This window comes from Nocardioides sp. CER19, from assembly GCF_029846275.1.
GTDB lineage: Bacteria > Actinomycetota > Actinomycetes > Propionibacteriales > Nocardioidaceae > Nocardioides.
In genome coordinates this window covers 123,855-140,002 of sequence record NZ_JARVWS010000003.1, presented here as the reverse complement: position 1 = coordinate 140,002, position 16,148 = coordinate 123,855, and the positions used below count along the sequence as shown (strand labels likewise).

Annotated in this window: 14 protein-coding genes and 1 tRNA gene; 10 read left to right on the top strand and 5 right to left on the bottom strand. The window is 71.3% G+C overall.

What is annotated here, in order from left to right:
- Positions 1-59 precede the first annotated feature (59 nt).
- On the top strand, positions 60-746 hold the full coding sequence (locus tag QDS12_RS16185; RefSeq protein WP_279880741.1) for a hypothetical protein: 687 nt from the start codon (positions 60-62) through the stop codon (positions 744-746).
- Between the two features lie 62 nt (positions 747-808).
- Here the strand turns inward: QDS12_RS16185 and QDS12_RS16180 are convergent.
- Positions 809-893 (bottom strand) — tRNA-Leu (locus QDS12_RS16180).
- An 86-nt stretch (positions 894-979) separates the two neighbouring features.
- Between QDS12_RS16180 and QDS12_RS16175 the strand changes: the two genes are divergently transcribed.
- Entirely contained in the window at positions 980-2,632 is a 1,653-nt protein-coding gene (locus QDS12_RS16175; RefSeq protein ID WP_279880739.1) for a SulP family inorganic anion transporter, read from the top strand.
- Between the two features lie 9 nt (positions 2,633-2,641).
- The gene (locus QDS12_RS16170) at positions 2,642-3,982 is read left to right on the top strand and encodes a M20/M25/M40 family metallo-hydrolase (RefSeq protein WP_279880737.1); all 1,341 of its coding nucleotides are present in this window, start codon (positions 2,642-2,644) and stop codon (positions 3,980-3,982) included.
- Here the strand turns inward: QDS12_RS16170 and QDS12_RS16165 are convergent.
- Both QDS12_RS16165 and QDS12_RS16160 read right to left on the bottom strand, forming a co-directional pair.
- Entirely contained in the window at positions 3,979-4,197 is a 219-nt protein-coding gene (locus QDS12_RS16165; RefSeq protein ID WP_279880735.1) for a DUF5703 family protein, read from the bottom strand. The genes QDS12_RS16170 and QDS12_RS16165 overlap by 4 nt on opposite strands.
- 17 nt (positions 4,198-4,214) lie before the next feature.
- Complete coding sequence (locus QDS12_RS16160) at positions 4,215-5,162, bottom strand: aldo/keto reductase (RefSeq protein ID WP_279880732.1); 948 nt, start codon at positions 5,160-5,162, stop codon at positions 4,215-4,217.
- Between the two features lie 138 nt (positions 5,163-5,300).
- On the opposite strand from QDS12_RS16160, the gene QDS12_RS16155 reads away from it, so the two are divergent.
- Positions 5,301-6,128 carry an undecaprenyl-diphosphate phosphatase gene (locus tag QDS12_RS16155; protein ID WP_279880729.1) on the top strand — a complete coding sequence of 276 codons (828 nt, stop codon included), beginning with the start codon at positions 5,301-5,303 and terminating at the stop codon, positions 6,126-6,128.
- 78 nt (positions 6,129-6,206) lie between these two features.
- Here QDS12_RS16155 and corA read toward each other — a convergent pair whose 3' ends face one another.
- The gene (gene corA, locus QDS12_RS16150) at positions 6,207-7,187 is read right to left on the bottom strand and encodes a magnesium/cobalt transporter CorA (protein WP_279880728.1); all 981 of its coding nucleotides are present in this window, start codon (positions 7,185-7,187) and stop codon (positions 6,207-6,209) included.
- Positions 7,188-7,233: 46 nt separating this feature from the next.
- On the opposite strand from corA, the gene QDS12_RS16145 reads away from it, so the two are divergent.
- Genes QDS12_RS16145 through mshC form a run of 4 tightly spaced genes read left to right on the top strand, consistent with a single transcriptional unit; the run spans position 7,234 to position 10,628 of the window.
- Entirely contained in the window at positions 7,234-7,953 is a 720-nt protein-coding gene (locus tag QDS12_RS16145; RefSeq protein ID WP_279880727.1) for an MSMEG_4193 family putative phosphomutase, read from the top strand.
- A 19-nt stretch (positions 7,954-7,972) separates the two neighbouring features.
- Complete coding sequence (locus QDS12_RS16140; RefSeq protein ID WP_279880725.1) at positions 7,973-8,557, top strand: DUF3090 domain-containing protein; 585 nt, start codon at positions 7,973-7,975, stop codon at positions 8,555-8,557.
- An 18-nt stretch (positions 8,558-8,575) separates the two neighbouring features.
- Positions 8,576-9,352 (top strand): SCO1664 family protein, encoded by a 777-nt coding sequence (locus QDS12_RS16135; protein ID WP_279880724.1) that lies wholly within the window; start codon positions 8,576-8,578, stop codon positions 9,350-9,352.
- 34 nt (positions 9,353-9,386) lie between these two features.
- Positions 9,387-10,628: a cysteine--1-D-myo-inosityl 2-amino-2-deoxy-alpha-D-glucopyranoside ligase gene (gene mshC, locus QDS12_RS16130; RefSeq protein WP_279880723.1), complete on the top strand. Its 1,242-nt coding sequence runs from the start codon at positions 9,387-9,389 to the stop codon at positions 10,626-10,628.
- A gap of 50 nt (positions 10,629-10,678) precedes the next feature.
- Here the strand turns inward: mshC and QDS12_RS16125 are convergent, their stop codons facing one another.
- Positions 10,679-11,527 (bottom strand): PAC2 family protein, encoded by an 849-nt coding sequence (locus QDS12_RS16125; RefSeq protein ID WP_279880721.1) that lies wholly within the window; start codon positions 11,525-11,527, stop codon positions 10,679-10,681.
- A 144-nt stretch (positions 11,528-11,671) separates the two neighbouring features.
- Here QDS12_RS16125 and metH point away from each other — a divergent pair, with 144 nt between their 5' ends.
- Both metH and QDS12_RS16115 read left to right on the top strand, forming a co-directional pair.
- A complete protein-coding gene (gene metH / locus QDS12_RS16120) occupies positions 11,672-15,412 on the top strand; it encodes a methionine synthase (protein ID WP_279880719.1) in 3,741 nt (1,246 codons plus the stop codon).
- Complete coding sequence (locus QDS12_RS16115) at positions 15,412-16,101, top strand: HAD family phosphatase (protein WP_279880717.1); 690 nt, start codon at positions 15,412-15,414, stop codon at positions 16,099-16,101. The genes metH and QDS12_RS16115 overlap by 1 nt, the downstream gene beginning before the upstream one ends.
- Positions 16,102-16,148 lie beyond the last annotated feature (47 nt).

Sequence of the window (16,148 nt, the reverse complement as noted above, 5' to 3'; positions counted from 1 at the left end):
GCTGGACCCTGTCTCGGGGACCATGTGGTATCCCGTCCATCCATCTCGGAGCACCTCATATGACACTCGACGCGCCGCACGACCAGGACCAGGTGAGCGACCACCTGATCGAGCTCGGCCGGATCGGCAAGGTCGTCGGCAACGCGCTCCTCATGCTCGGCGAGGCAGTTCTCGCACCGACCCTGATCCTCTACGTCGCGATGCGCACGGTCGGCGCCGTGCCCGGGCTCGTCGGCGTGATCGCGTGGTGCCTGCTGACCGTGCTGGTGCGCCGTGCGGTCGGCGCGCGGCTGCCCTCGACGATGCTGATGATGCTGGGGGTGCTGGTGCTGCGCACGGGGCTCGCGCTGGCCACCACGAGCGTCTGGATCTACCTCCTGCAGCCGGTGGCGGCCTCGCTCCTGATGAGCATCGTCTTCGCCGGCTCCGCACTCCTCGGCCGACCGATCACCCAGCGGCTGGCGCAGGACTTCGTGCACCTCCCCGAGCGACTGCTGGTCGACCCGCGGGTGCGGCGGATGTTCATCGAGGTCGCCCTGATCTGGGGTCTCTCGCGGGCGCTGGATGCGGCCCTGAGCCTCGGCTCGCTGCACTTCGGCGCCGACTTCGCCGTCCTGGCCCGCGGCGCGCTCTCCATCGGGCTCACCGCCCTCTCCATCGGCGCCTGCACCTACTGGGGGTGGCGTCGCATGCGCGCGATCCCGGGCGTCCGGTTCAGCTTCGGCGCCTCGACGGTCGCCGCCTGAGGCGTCGCGCCACGACGAAGCGAAAGGGCCCCGGATCAGTGATCCGGGGCCCTGCATTCGCGTGCGCGAGGGGGGACTTGAACCCCCACCCACTATACGTGGACTAGCACCTCAAGCTAGCGCGTCTGCCTATTCCGCCACCCGCGCGAGTGCGATGAGAACGTTAGCAGCGTGACGTCCGGGACACGAATCGGGGCCCCTCCCAGTCGCCTTCCCATCGATAGTGTCCGGGTGTGCTGACCTGGATCCGCGGCTACCAGCGCGCCTGGCTGCGGGGCGACGTCCTCGCCGGGGTCACCGTGACGGCCTACCTGGTGCCGCAGGTGATGGCCAACGCCGAGCTGGCCGGCGTACCCGCCGTCGCCGGTCTGTGGGCGGCCATCGGCGCCCTGCTCGGCTACGCGCTGCTCGGCACCGGCCGCCTGCTGTCGCTCGGCCCCGAGTCCACGGCGGCGCTGATGACCGCCACGTCGCTCGCCGCCGTGCCGGCTGACGAGCGGCCCGCGTTCGCCGCCGCCCTCGCCGTGGCGACGGCCGGCTGGTGCCTCGTGGCCTGGCTGGGGCGGCTGTCCGCGCTCGCCGACCTGCTGTCCAAGCCGGTGCTCGTCGGCTACCTCACCGGCATCGCGCTCATCATGATCCAGTCGCAGCTGGGCGATGTGCTCGGCATCGACGTCGAGGGCGACGGCTTCTTCCCCGAGGTCTGGTACGCCGTCACGCACCTCGGGGACGCCCATGGACCGACCGTCGTGCTCGGTCTCAGCGTGCTCGTCGCGATGCTGCTGGCGGCGTGGCGCTGGCCGAAGGCGCCGGTGGCGCTGCTCGGGATGCTCGGCGCGACGGCCGCCGTGGCGCTCCTCGACCTGCGCGACCGCGGCGTCGAGGTCGTGGGCGAGATCCCGGCCGGCCTGCCACCGGTCAGCGTGCCGCACATCCCGCTCGACGACCTGCGCCAGCTGCTTCCAGCGGCGCTCGGCGTCGCGTTCGTGACCTTCACCGACACGATCCTCACCGGGCGAGCGTTCGCCGAGGGCCACGTGCAGCCGGACCCGCGCCGCGAGCTGTTGGCGCTCGGCGCGGCGAACCTGGGCGCCGGGCTGCTCCACGGCCTGCCGTCCAGCAGCAGCGGCTCGCGGACGGCCATCGCGGCGGCCGTCGGCGGGCGGTCGCAGCTGGCCGGCGTCGCCACGCTGGTCGGCACGATCGCCGCCGTACTGCTCGCCCGTCCGGTGCTCGAGCAGTTCCCGACGGCGGCGCTCGGCGCCGTCGTCGTCTACGCGGCGGTCCGGTTGGTCGACGCGCGCGAGCTCATCCGGTTCGGGCGCTTCCGGACCAGCGAGCTGGTCCTCGCGCTCGGGACGACCGGTGCTGTCCTGGTCACCGGTGTCCTCGAGGGCATCCTGGTCGCGATCCTCCTGTCGGTCGCTGACCTGCTCCGCCGGGTCGCGCGCCCGCACGACGCGGTCCTCGGCTTCGTCCCCGGGATCGCGGGCATGCACGACGTCGACGACTACCCGCTGGCCGCGCCGGTGCCCGGCCTCGTCGTCTACCGCTGGGACTCGCCGCTCTTCTTCGCCAACGCGGAGAACTTCCGCACCCGGGCACTGGCCGCCTACGACGAAGCGAGCTCCCGGCCCGGCGGCGTGCGCTGGTTCGTCCTCAACTGCGAGGCGATCGTCGAGATCGACGTGACCGGCTCCGACGCCCTGGAGGACCTGCGCCGCGAGCTGACCGACCGGGGTGTGGTCGTCGGCCTCGCGCGCGTCAAGCAGGAGCTGCTCGGCCAGCTGGCCACGACAGGCCTGCCGGAGCGCATCGGCGCCGAGCTGGTCTTCCCCACGCTGCCCACGGCCGTGGCGGCCTACCGCGTCGCGACCGGTGGGTAGGTTGGCCCCATGGCTGAGCCGATCGAAGCGTCCGTCGACCCCGCCGGAGAGGTCGTCGACCTGTGCCGTGAGCTGATCCGGATCGACACGAGCAACTACGGCGACGGATCGGGGCCGGGGGAGCGGAAGGCGGCCGAGTACGTCGCCGCGCTGCTCGACGAGGTCGGGATCGAGTCGCACCTGCACGAGGCGTTCCCGGGCCGCACCAGCGTGATCGCGCACTGGGGCGGGGCATCGACCGGCTCGACCGGGGGCCAGCGGACGGACGGACTGCTCGTGCACGGGCACCTGGACGTCGTACCGGCCGAGGCGTCGGACTGGCGGTTCGACCCGTTCGCGGCGGAGGTCCACGACGGCTACGTCTGGGGCCGGGGCGCGGTGGACATGAAGGACTTCGACGCGATGGTGCTCAGCGTCGTCCGTGCGCGGCAGCGGGCCGGGCGCGTGCCGGAGCGCCCGATCACGCTCGCCTTCCTGGCCGACGAGGAGGCCGGCGGCCACCAAGGCTCCGAGCAGGTCGTCCAGGACCTGCGCGACCGGTTCGACGGGATCACCGAGGCCGTCGGTGAGGTCGGCGGCTTCTCCACCACGGTCCGCGGTCGGCGGATGTACCTCATCGAGGCCGCCGAGAAGGGCATGGCCTGGATGCGCCTGACCGCCCGCGGGACCGCCGGGCACGGGTCGATGATCAATCGCGACAACGCCGTCACGCGACTCGCGGCGGCCGTGGCACGGATCGGGGCGCACGAGTGGCCGGTCCAGCTCACGCCGACGATGGAGACGCTGCTCGCGTCGGTCGCCGAGCTCGCCGGCACCGAGGCGACGCCTGACAACGCCGAGGACCTGGTCGCCGAGTTCGGCCCGGCCGCCCGCATGATCGGCGCCACTCTCCGGCACGTCGCCAACCCGACCATGCTGGGCGCGGGCTACAAGGTGAACGTCATCCCGACCGAGGCGATCGCGCACGTCGACGGCCGCTTCCTGCCCGGCCACGACGACGAGTTCTTCGCCACGCTGGCCGAGCTCTGCGGCGAGGGCGTCGACATCGACTTCATCACCAACCAGCGGTCCTGGGAGTCGCCGTACGCCGACACCGCGATCTCGGACGCCATCAGCAGGTCGCTGCTGGCCGAGGACCCCGACGCGCTGGTCGCGCCCTACCTGATGTCGGCCGGCACCGACGCGAAGCACTTCGGCAAGCTCGGGATCCGGACATACGGGTTCGCCCCGCTGCGCCTGCCGGAGGACCTCGACTTCACCGCCCTCTTCCACGGCGTGGACGAGCGGGTGCCGGTCGACGGGCTCGAGTTCGGTGCCCGGGTGTTCGACCGGTTCCTCGATCTCGCCTAGGCGGTCCTGACCGCTCGGATGATCTTGCGCCGCAGGATCACCCGGCGCTTGCCGTCATGGCCGATCCGCACCCGGTCGAGCACCCAGCCGCCCTGCTCCGCGCGCTCGACGAGCAGCTTCCGGACGACGTTGCGGGGGAAGTCGCGCGGATACGTGACCGTGTCGAACTCCCATTCCACTCCGGGGCGGGGCGGGCGGCGGTCGACTGCGGTCATCTGGTTCCTCCTCGTGCCTACTCTGCGGAGACGTCGTCGAGTGCGGCGGCGAGCTCCGGGGGAAGAGTGAGCTCCTCGACGGCGAGGGCCACCCTCAGCTGCTCGGCGGTCCGGGCACCGATGATCGGCGCCGTCACGCCGGGGCGGTCGCGCACCCACGCGAGCGCCACCTGCAGTGGTGCCCAGTCCAGCCCGTCGGCCGCCTTGAGCACCGCTTCCACGATGCCACGGCCCCGGTCGTCCAGGTAGGAGTCGACCCGCCCGGCGAAGTCGCGATCGGCACCGCGGGAGTCCGACGGCGTCCCGGTGCGGTACTTGCCGGTGAGCACGCCGCCCGCCAGCGGCGACCAGGCCAGGAGGCCCATCCCGTTGGCGGCCGCGGCCGGCAGGACGTCGTACTCGATCTCGCGGGCGAGCAGCGAGTACTGCACCTGGGTCGACGCGAGCGTCGCCCGGCCGGGCACGGCCCGCTGCCAGGCGGCGGCCTGCGCGGTCTGCCAGCCGGCGTAGTTCGAGATGCCCACGTAGGACGCCCGGCCCGAGGTGAGCGCGAGGTCGAGGGCGGTCAGGGTCTCCTCGATCGGGGTCTCGTCGGACCAGACGTGGACCTGCCACAGGTCGACGTGGTCGGTGCCGAGCCGCTTCAGCGAGGCGTCGAGCGCGCTCAGCAGGTGGCCGCGAGAGGTGTCGATGGAGCGCTGCCCGCCGCGCCGGGAGATGCCGGCCTTGGTGGCGAGCACGATCTCGTCACGCGCGACGACGTCGCCGATGAGCGCGCCGACCATCGACTCGGCGCGGCCGTCGACGTACCCGGCCGCCGTGTCGACGAGCGTGCCGCCGGCCTCGGCGAAGGCGATGAGCTGGTCGCGGGCCTCGTGCTCGTCGGTGGCTCGACCCCACGTCATCGTGCCGAGTCCCAGGCGGGAGACCTTCAGACCGGTGGCGCCGAGGGAGCGATGCTGCATGGGCGAGAAGATAGTCCCCGTCTCCGGCGGTCAGCCGCGCGGCTCGCGGGTCCTCATCAATTCCTCAGGCTCCGGCCCCTAGGCTCTGTGCCCGACAGCACTGCCGCCGACGCGGCATGCCCATCGGAAAGGCGGCACATGAACTACCTCGAGGCCGTGATCCTCGGCGTCGTGGAGGGCCTCACGGAGTTCCTCCCCGTCTCCAGCACCGGTCACCTGACCATCGCGGAGAAGATGCTCGGGCTGGAGATCGACGACGAGGGCGTGACCGCGTTCACCGCCGTCATCCAGATGGGGGCGATCGCCGCGGTGATCGTCTACTTCTTCAAGGACATCGTCCAGATCGTCGCCGGCTGGTTCCGCGGGCTGGTCAAACCGGAGCTGCGGGGCACGCTCGACCACCGGATGGGGTGGTACGTGATCGTCGGCTCGATCCCGATCGGCATCGTCGGCTTCCTGGCGAAGGACGTCGTCTCCGGACCGCTCCGCTCCCTGTGGTGGGTGGGCATCGGGCTCGTCGTGTGGAGCGGCGTGATGGTGTTCGCAGAACGGGTCGGTCGGCAGACGCGGGGCGAGAAGCGGCTCTCGATGCGGGACGCCATCGTCATCGGCCTGGCCCAGTGCATCGCGCTGATCCCCGGCGTCTCCCGCTCGGGCGCCACCATCTCGACCGGCCTCATGCTCAACCTCGACCGCGTCACCGCGACCCGGCTGAGCTTCTTCCTCTCGATCCCCGCGCTCACCGCGGCCGGCCTCTACGAGCTCAAGGACATCCCCGGCTCTGGCATCGGCCTCGGCCCGACGCTCGTCGGCACGCTGGTCTCCTTCGTCGTCGCGTACGCCGCCGTCGCCTGGCTCCTGAAGTTCGTCGCCCACCACTCGATCGTCGCGTTCGTGCCCTACCGCGTCGTGCTCGGTGGCCTGCTGCTGGTGCTGCTCGCCAGTGGGGTCATCACCGCGACGTAGGGGCTCGCCGCCGTTGGGCGGTGACTGGTCAAGCGTCCGGGCTCGGCTGACGGTCGATGGCTCACCGCCCGGCCCGGCCTACAGCCACCCCGACTTCTTGAAGAAGACCCAGAGCCCGACGACCGACGCCGCCATCAGCAGCAGCGCCCCGGGATAGCCGAACGACCAGCCGAGCTCGGGCATGTGCCGGAAGTTCATGCCGTAGACCCCGGCGATGAAGGTCGGTACGACGACCAGCGCGGCGCCCGCCGAGATCTTGCGCATGTCGTCGTTCTGCTGGACGGAGATCTGCGCCAGGTGTGCCTCGAACGCCGACGACAGCAACGACTCGAGGCCCTCGGCGAGCTCGCTGGCCTGGTTGAGGTGGTCGAGGATGTCGCGGAAGAACGGCTGGATGTCGGGGTCGACCATGGGCACGGCCCCGGTGGAGAAGCCGCGGATCGGCTCCTTGAGCGGGACGACCGCGCGGCGGACCTCCGCCAGCTCTCGCTTGAGGGTGTAGATCCGGGCGGAGTCGCTGGTCCGCTCGGTCGAGAAGACCGACGTCTCGACCTCGTCGACGTCCGTCTGGAGGTCGGCGAGGACGCTCATGTAGCCGTCGACGACCCGGTCCGCGACCGCGTAGACGGCGGCGGACGGACCCTGCGCGAGCTTCCACGGGTCCGCCTCGACGCCGTGCCGTGCGGTCTCCAGGGTCGCCCCGCGGCCGTGCCGGACGGTGATGACGAAGTCCTCGCCGACGAAGAGGTTGATCTCGCCGGTCTCGACCTGGTCGTCGATGTCGACGTACCAGAGCGTCTTGAGGACGAGGAAGATGCTGTCGCCGTACCGCTCGAGCTTGGGCCGCTGGTGCGCGTTGACCGCGTCCTCCACGGCCAGCGGGTGGAGCTCGAAGGCCTCCGCGACCTCGCTGAGCTCCCGCTCGCTCGGGGCGTAGAGACCGAGCCAGACGAAGTCGCCGGGTTCCTTGATGCCGGCCCGCATCTTGTCGTACTCGTGGGGGTGGCACCCGAGATCGACCCGGCGGCCGCCGGAGTAGAGGGCGCTGTCGACGATCACGTGGTCAACGCTATTCCACCGGTGCGCGCTGGCTACGCTGGCGCGCATGGCCACGGTGATCCTCGTCCGACACGGCCGCACGACCGCCAACGCGTCCGGGACGCTGGCGGGCCGGCTCCCAGGCGTCAAGCTGGACGAGGCGGGCGCCGGACAGGCAGTGCGGACCGGGGAGCGGCTCGCCGTGGTCCCGCTCGCCGCCCTCGTCACCAGCCCGCTCGAGCGCTGCCGGCAGACGGCCCGTGAGATCCTCGCCCGCCAGGCGCACGACCCGTCCCGCGTCACGGAGAAGGGTCTGTCCGAGTGCGACTACGGGGAGTGGCAGGGCCGGCCCCTCAAGGAGCTCGCCAAGGAGCCGCTCTGGAAGCTCGTCCAGTCGCAGCCGTCCGCGGCCGTCTTCCCCGGCGGCGAGTCGATGCAGGCCATGCAGGCCCGCGCCGTGGCCGCCGTACGTCGGCACGACGCCCTCGTCGAGGCGGAGCACGGTCCCGGGGCGGTGTGGGCGGCGGTCAGCCATGGGGACGTCATCAAGTCGGTGCTCGCCGACGCGCTGGGGATGCACCTCGACCTCTTCCAGCGGCTCAACGTCGACCCCGCATCGGTCTCGATCATCCGCTACACCGCCTCGCGGCCGTTCGTCCTGGCGACCAACACCCACGCCGGCGACCTGTCCTGGCTGGCGCCACCGAAGAAGGACGGACGCCGCCGGCGGGCGTCCGGAGGACCCTCCGGCGACGCGGCCGTGGGTGGCGGCGCGGGCCCCTCCTAGCACCGCCTAGGGTTGTCGCATGCCGTCCGTCGTCCACAGCTTCGACCCGCCCGAGCGCTTCGTCGCGGGCACCGTCGGCGAGCCGGGCTCGCGCACGTTCTTCCTGCAGGCCAAGTCCGGCCGGCAGATGGTCAGCGTCGCGCTCGAGAAGCAGCAGGTCTCCCTCCTCGCGGAGCGGGTCGACGAGCTGCTCGACGAGGTGACCGGCCTGGCGGAGGGTGTCGTGCCGGCGGTCGCGCCGTACGAGCTCGACGACAACGACCCGCTCGAGCAGCCGATCGAGGAGGAGTTCCGCGCCGGCACCATGACTCTCTCGTGGGACCCGGGCGACGAGCGCGTCGTCATCGAGGTCTTCCCGGTCGACGACGCGGTCGCGTTCGTGTCCGAGACCGAGGAGGGCGAGCAGCAGATCGAGGTCGAGGAGCCCGAGCCGGAGGAGGTGCTGCTCATCCGCATCACCCCCGGACAGGCCCGCGCCTTCGCCAAGCGCGCCCAGCAGGTCGTCTCCGCCGGACGTCCGGACTGCCCGTTCTGCGGTGGACCGGTCGACCCCGCGGGGCATCTGTGCCCGCGGGCCAACGGCTACCGTCGCCGGGATCCCTGAGCGGCGGGTGACGACCGGGTGAGCGCGGAGCTGTGCGAGGGGGACCTGGTCCTGCGCGGACGCGTGCTGCCCGCTTCGAACCTCACGTTCGTGGGCGCCCTCCGCTCGACGTCGGGGGAGGATCTCGAGGTCGTCTACAAGCCGATCCGCGGCGAGCGGCCGCTCTGGGACTTCCCGGAGGGCAACCTGGCCCACCGCGAGGTGGCCGCCTACCTCGTCTCCGAGGCGCTCGGCTGGGACGTCGTGCCCGAGACGTGGTTGCGTGAGGGCCCGCACGGCACCGGCATGGTCCAGCGGTGGTGCCACGTCGACGAGACCCAGGCCGCGGTCACGATCGTCCCCGAGGGCGAGGTCCCGGCCGGCTGGTGCCACGTCTTCGACGGCTACGGGGCCGACGACGAGCCCGTCTCGCTCATCCACGAGGACACCGCGGCACTGCGCCGCATCGCCGTCTTCGACGTCGTCGTCAACAACGCCGACCGCAAGGGCGGACACGTGCTCGAGATGCCCGACGGCCACCGCTACGGGATCGACCACGGCATCTGCTTCCACAGCGAGCCCAAGCTCCGCACCGTGCTGTGGGGCTGGGCGGGCCAGCCGCTGACGGCGCAGGAGCGGGACGGCGTACGCGGGCTCCGGACCCGGCTCGACGGCGACCTCGGTCGCGCGCTCGAGCCCTACCTGTCGGTCTGGGACGTCGAGGCGCTCGCCGACCGCTGCGACGCGCTGCTCGCCCGAGGCGTGCTGCCCCAGCCGGGGACCGGCTGGCCGTCCGTCCCGTGGCCCCCGTTCTGAGGCTTAACAACACCCCGCAAGTAGAGTTCGCGTCATGCGCGCCTGGACCACTCCCGACGTTCCGTCCCTCGCCGTCCGAGGCCCGGAGGTCGCGCTGCACGACACCGCGTCCGGTGCGTTGACCCCGGTGGTCCCACAGGATCCCGACAACACCGCGCGCCTCTACGTCTGCGGCATCACGCCCTACGACGCCACGCACATCGGTCACGCCGCGACGTACGTCGGCTTCGACCTGCTCAACCGGGCCTGGCGCAACGCCGGCCACTCGGTGGTCTACGCGCAGAACGTCACCGACGTCGACGACCCGCTGCTCGAGCGTGCGGACAAGGTCGGCGTCGACTGGGTGGAGCTGGCCGAGCGGGAGACCGAGCTCTTCCGCGAGGACATGGAGGCGCTGCGGGTCCTCGCGCCGACGTACTACACCGGTGCCGTCGAGTCGATCCCGCTCGTCATCGCCCTCATCGAGCGGCTGCAGGCCGCCGGCGCGGTCTACCGGGTCGACGACGACCTCTACTTCTCCGTCACCGCCGACCCCGACTTCGGCGCCGAGTCGAACCTCACCCGCGAGCAGATGCTCGAGATCTTCCCCAACCGGGGCGGCGACCCGGAGCGGGCCGGCAAGAAGGACCCCCTCGACTGCGTGCTGTGGCGCGCCGAGCGACCCGGCGAGCCGTCGTGGCCGTCGCCGTTCGGCCCCGGCCGGCCCGGCTGGCACATCGAGTGCGCGGCGATCGCCCTCGAGCACCTCGGCGGCTCCTTCGACGTCCAGGGCGGCGGGTCCGACCTCGTCTTCCCGCACCACGAGATGTCGGCCGGCCACGTCCACGTCGCCGGCGACGCCTTCGCACGGGTCTACGCCCACGCCGGGATGGTCGCCTACGACGGCGAGAAGATGTCGAAGTCGAAGGGCAACCTGGTCTTCGTCTCGGCGCTGCGCAACAGCGAGATCGACCCGATGGCGATCCGCCTGGTCCTGCTGCGCCACCACTACCGCTCCGACTGGGAGTGGACCGACGCGCAGCTCTTCGACGCGGTCGACACCGTCGGGCAGTGGCGCAGGGCGCTCTCGCTGGGCCGCGGCGCACCCGCCGGCCCGGTCGTTGAGGACGTGCTCGAGGTGCTCGCCGCGGACCTCGACGCCCCGGCGGCGGTCGAGCTCGTCCAGGGCTGGGTCGACGCGACGCTCGGCAGCGACGGCCTCGCCGACACCAGCGACCCCACCGCTGCGGCGACGATCCGCGACCTGCTCGACGCCGCCCTCGGCCTGCGGCTCTGAGCCGGGGCCTGAGCCAGGCTCGGGGCCACGCTCGGGGCCAGGCCGGGGGCCTAGCCGTCTTCCTGGCGGCGTTTGAGGTAGCGCTCGAACTCCCGGGCGATCGCCTCGCCTGACGCCTCGGGAAGATCGGTGGTGTCCCGTGCCTCCTCGAGACCGCGGACGTACTCGGCGACGTCCTCGTCGTCCTCGGCCAGCTCGTTGACGCCGCGCTCCCAGGCCTGCGCGTCCTCGGGCAGGTCGTCGAGCGGGATCGACACCTCCAGCAGCTCCTCCAGGCGCGTGACCAGCGCCAGCGTTGCCTTGGGGCACGGCGGCTGGGCGACGTAGTGCGGCACGGCCGCCCAGTAGGACACCGCCGGCATGTCGATCTGCTCGCAGGCGTCCTGGAAGACGCCGACGATGCCGGTCGGGCCCTCGTACGACGACATCTCCAGCTTGAGCCGGTCGACGATGTCGGGCTCCGTCGCGGTGCCGGAGACCGGGATCGGCCGCGTGTGCGGCGTGTCGGCGAGCAGCGCCCCGAGCGTGACGACGAGCGCACCGCCCAGCTCCTCGACGGCGGCCAGGATCTCGGCGCAGAACTGCCGCCAGCGCATGTTCGGCTCGAGCCCGCGGATCAGGATGACGTCGCGGTCGAGATCCGGGGGAGAGGCGATCGCGATCCTCGTCGTGGGCCAGGTGATCCTGCGCATGCCGCGCTCGTCGCTGCCCGTGTAGGGGCGATTGACCTGGAAGTCGTAGTAGTCCTCGGGATCGATCTCGCCGATGACCCTGGCGCTCCACACCTTCATCAGGTGGTCAATCGTCGCGGAGGCGGAGTCCGCGGCGTCGTTCCAGCCCTCGAACGCGGCGATCACCACCGGGTCCACGAGCTCGGAGGTCTGCTCGATCTCGATCACGCATCCACCCTAGTCGCGCCGGGATTCACCATCGGGGAACGGGCGGTGGAAGGATCGGGTGGCGATATCACCATTCGGCGACCCGGTCCACGAGGTGGACGGCATCCGTAGCCTGGAGTGCGCCGGATCCCTGAGAGGAGCCCCATGACCGAGCCGACGCGTGATCATCGTCCCGATGCGACCGAGGCGCTGCGCGCCACGATGCGCGAGCGGATCATGGTCATCGACGGCGCCATGGGCACCGCCATCCAGCGGGACCGGCCCGACGAGGCCGGCTACCGCGGCGAGCGGTTCAAGGGCCACCAGAGCGACCTGATCGGCAACAACGACCTGCTGACGCTCACCCAGCCGGACATGATCGCGGCCATCCACCGCGAGTACCTCGAGGCGGGCGCCGACATCCTCGAGACCAACACGTTCAACGCCAACGCGGTCTCACTCGCCGACTACGGCCTCGAGGAGCTGGCCTACGAGCTCAACCACGAGTCGGCCCGGCTCGCGCGCCGCGTGGCCGACGAGTTCGCCACGCCCGACAAGCCGCGGTACGTCGCCGGCGCACTCGGACCGACGACGCGGACCGCGAGCATCAGCCCCGACGTCAACGACCCGGGCGCGCGCAACGTGTCGTTCGAGCAGCTGGTGGCGGCGTACACCACGGCGGCCCAGGGCCTCGTCGACGGCGGCGCCGACCTCCTCCTCATCGAGACGATCTTCGACACGCTGAACGCCAAGGCGGCGATCTTCGCGGTCGAGACCCTCTTCGAGACCGAGGGCCGGCGCTGGCCGGTCATCATCTCCGGCACCATCACCGACGCCTCCGGCCGGACCCTGTCCGGCCAGGTCACCGAGGCGTTCTGGGACTCGGTCCGGCACGTCAGGCCCCTCGCGGTCGGCCTCAACTGCGCGCTGGGCGCCAAGGAGATGCGCCCCTACATCGCCGAGGTGGCCCGCCTGGCCGACACGTTCGTGTCGTGCTACCCCAACGCCGGGCTGCCCAACGCCTTCGGCGAGTACGACGAGGGGCCGGCCGAGACCGCCGGCCACCTGCACGACTTCGCCGGTGCGGGGTTCGTCAACATCGTCGGCGGCTGCTGCGGGACGACCCCCGCCCACATCGCCGAGATCGCCAAGGCGGTCGACGGCCTGCCGCCCCGTCAGCCGAGCACCGTGGAGCCGGCCATGCGGCTCTCGGGCCTCGAGCCGTTCACGGTCACCGAGGACAGCCTGTTCGTCAACGTCGGCGAGCGGACCAACATCACCGGCTCCGCGCGGTTCCGCAACCTGATCAAGGCCGGCGACTACGACACCGCCCTCTCGGTCGCCGCGCAGCAGGTCGAGAACGGCGCCCAGGTCATCGACGTCAACATGGACGAGGGCATGATCGACGGCGTCGCCGCGATGGACCGCTTCCTCAAGCTGGTCGCGTCCGAGCCGGACATCAGCCGCGTCCCGGTGATGATCGACTCCTCCAAGTGGGAGGTCATCGAGGCGGGCCTGCGCAACGTCCAGGGCAAGCCGATCGTCAACTCGATCTCCCTCAAGGAGGGCGAGGAGAAGTTCGTCGCGCAGGCGCGCCTGTGCCGCAAGTACGGCGCGGCGGCCGTGGTGATGGCGTTCGACGAGGACGGCCAGGCCGACAACCTCCAGCGCCGCCAGCAGATCTGCCAGCGCGCCTACGACATCCTCACCCAGCAGGTCGGGTTCCCGGCCGAGGACATCATCTTCGACCCCAACGTGTTCGCGGTCGCGACCGGCATCGAGGAGCACGCCACCTACGGCGTCGACTTCATCGAGGCGGTCCGCTGGATCAAGCAGAACCTGCCCGGCGCCAAGGTGTCGGGCGGAATCTCCAACGTGAGCTTCTCGTTCCGCGGCAACAACCCGGTCCGCGAGGCGATCCACGCGGTGTTCCTGTTCCACGCGATCGAGGCCGGCCTCGACATGGGCATCGTCAACGCCGGCGCCCTGGTCACCTACGACCAGATCGACCCTGAGCTGCGCGACGCCATCGAGGACGTCGTCCTCAACCGCACCGACGACTCGCTGGCCGCCACGGAGCGCCTGCTGGGCCTGGCCGAGCAGCACCGGGGGAGCGGCGAGCAGCAGGAGGCGGCGGCCGAGGAGTGGCGCGACCTGCCGGTCGGCGAGCGGATCACCCACGCCCTGGTGAAGGGCATCGACGGGTTCGTCGAGGACGACACCGAGGAGCTGCGCCAGGAGATCGCCGCGCGCGGCGGCCGCCCGATCGAGGTCATCGAGGGCCCGCTGATGGACGGCATGAACGTCGTCGGCGACCTGTTCGGCGCCGGCAAGATGTTCCTTCCCCAGGTCGTCAAGAGCGCCCGCGTCATGAAGAAGGCGGTCGCCTACCTCATCCCGTTCATCGGGGAGGAGAAGGCGACCAACCCCCAGCTGGCGACCCAGAAGGAGTCGAACGGCACCATCGTCATGGCGACGGTGAAGGGCGACGTCCACGACATCGGCAAGAACATCGTCGGCGTCGTGCTCCAGTGCAACAACTACGACGTCGTCGACCTCGGCGTCATGGTGCCTGCTCAGAAGATCCTCGACACCGCCGAGGAGGTCGACGCCGACATCATCGGCCTCTCGGGCCTCATCACGCCGTCGCTGGACGAGATGGTCAACTTCGCCTCCGAGATGCAGCGGGTCGGCCTTGACATCCCGCTGCTCATCGGCGGCGCGACGACCTCCCGGGCGCACACGGCGGTCAAGATCGACCGGGCGTACGACGGCCCGGTGGTGTGGGTCAAGGACGCGTCCCGGTCCGTCCCGACCGCCGCGGCGCTGCTCAGCGCCGAGCGGCGTCCGGCCCTGATGGCCGAGGTCAAGGCCGACTACGACGCGCTGCGGGCCCGGCACGCGCAGAAGTCCGAGCGGCCCTCGCTGACCTTCGAGAAGGCCAAGGCCAACGCGACGCCGATCGACTGGTCGTCGTACGTCCCGCCGGTGCCGAAGACGCCCGGTGTGCACACGCTCTCCGACTACGACCTGGCCGAGCTGCGGGAGTTCATCGACTGGCAGCCGTTCTTCAACTCCTGGGAGATGAAGGGCAAGTTCCCCGACATCCTCAACAGCCCCACCCACGGTGAGGCCGCCACGAAGCTCTACGAGGACGCCCAGGCGATGCTCGACACGATGATCGCGGAGAAGTGGGTGAGCGCCCACGGCGTCTACGGTCTCTTCCCGGCCGCCTCGACCGGCGAGGACGTCATCGTCTATGAGGACGACCGTGCCACGGAGCGAGCCCGCCTATTCGCACTGCGCCAGCAGGGCGAGCACCGCGAGGGGATCCCGAACCGGTCGCTGGCCGACTACGTCGCACCGGTAGACGCCGGTCTCGAGGACTGGGTCGGGGCCTTCGCCGTGACAGCCGGCATCGGGCTGCCCGAGAAGGTCAAGGAGTTCAAGGACGCCCTCGACGACTACTCGGCGATCCTGCTGGAGTCGCTCGCCGACCGGCTGGCGGAGGCGTTCGCCGAGCGCCTGCACCAGCGGGTGCGCACGGAGTTCTGGGGCTACGTCTCCGAGCCCGACAAGACGAACGACGACCTCATCGCCGAGCGCTACCAGGGCATCCGGCCGGCGCCGGGCTACCCGGCCTGCCCGGAGCACACCGAGAAGCGCACCATCTGGCAGCTGCTCGACGTGGAGGCCGCGACCGGCATCGAGCTGACCGAGAGCATGGCGATGTGGCCCGGCGCCTCGGTCTCGGGCGTCTACTACAGCCACCCGCAGTCGCAGTACTTCGTCGTCGGCCGGATCGGCCGCGACCAGGTCGCCGACTACGCGGCCCGCAAGGGCTGGACGCAGGCGGAGGCCGAGCGGTGGCTGTCGCCCAACCTCGGCTACGACCCGGAGGACTGATGCCGGCACAGGCCGAGGTCGGACCGGAGCAGTCCGCGAAACCGCCCGCCGCCGTCCTCTGGGACATGGACGGGACCCTCTGCGACACCGAGCCGTACTGGATCGAGACCGAGTTCGCGCTCGCGGAGCGGTTCGGCGCCGAGTGGAGCAAGGCCGACGCGCTCGAGCTCGTCGGCAACGACCTGCTCGAGTCGGGCCGCTACATCCAGCGGCGGATGGGTCTGGCGATCTCTCCCGAGGAGATCGTCGAGCTCCTGCTCGACGGCGTCGTCGAGCGGATCGAGCGCGCGATCCCGTGGCGCCCCGGGGCCCGCCAGCTGCTGGACTCGCTGCACGAGGCAGGCGTGCGCTGTGCCCTGGTCACGATGTCGTGGCAGCGCTTCGTGGCGCCGGTCCTGCGGCAGCTCCCGCCGGAGACCTTCCACGTCGTCGTGACCGGCGACCAGGTCGCGTTCGGCAAGCCGCACCCCGAGCCCTACGAGACGGCGGCCGCGGCCCTGGGCGTCGCTCCCGGCGACTGCCTGGCCATCGAGGACTCCAACACCGGCGCGAAGTCGGCGGAGGCAGCCGGCTGCACGGTGCTCGTCGTCGAGAACCACGTCCCGGTGCTCGAGGGGCCGCGCCGCGTCTTCCGCGACACGCTGGAGGGGCTCACCGCCGACGATCTGGGAGCCCTCCTGCTGCGCTGAGCGGCGGTCGGGCATATCCTCTCCACTGAGCCTGTTCCTCAGGCGCA

Excerpts from the sequence above, each read along its gene's own strand:
- QDS12_RS16185 (WP_279880741.1), top strand. The coding sequence starts at position 60 with ATGACACTCGACGCGCCGCACGACCAGGACCAGGTGAGCGACCACCTG.
- QDS12_RS16170 (WP_279880737.1), top strand. The coding sequence starts at position 2,642 with ATGGCTGAGCCGATCGAAGCGTCCGTCGACCCCGCCGGAGAGGTCGTC.
- QDS12_RS16165 (WP_279880735.1), bottom strand. The coding sequence starts at position 4,197 with ATGACCGCAGTCGACCGCCGCCCGCCCCGCCCCGGAGTGGAATGGGAG.
- QDS12_RS16160 (WP_279880732.1), bottom strand. The coding sequence starts at position 5,162 with ATGCAGCATCGCTCCCTCGGCGCCACCGGTCTGAAGGTCTCCCGCCTG.
- QDS12_RS16155 (WP_279880729.1), top strand. The coding sequence starts at position 5,301 with ATGAACTACCTCGAGGCCGTGATCCTCGGCGTCGTGGAGGGCCTCACG.
- QDS12_RS16145 (WP_279880727.1), top strand. The coding sequence starts at position 7,234 with ATGGCCACGGTGATCCTCGTCCGACACGGCCGCACGACCGCCAACGCG.
- QDS12_RS16140 (WP_279880725.1), top strand. The coding sequence starts at position 7,973 with ATGCCGTCCGTCGTCCACAGCTTCGACCCGCCCGAGCGCTTCGTCGCG.
- mshC (WP_279880723.1), top strand. The coding sequence starts at position 9,387 with ATGCGCGCCTGGACCACTCCCGACGTTCCGTCCCTCGCCGTCCGAGGC.
- metH (WP_279880719.1), top strand. The coding sequence starts at position 11,672 with ATGACCGAGCCGACGCGTGATCATCGTCCCGATGCGACCGAGGCGCTG.
- QDS12_RS16115 (WP_279880717.1), top strand. The coding sequence starts at position 15,412 with ATGCCGGCACAGGCCGAGGTCGGACCGGAGCAGTCCGCGAAACCGCCC.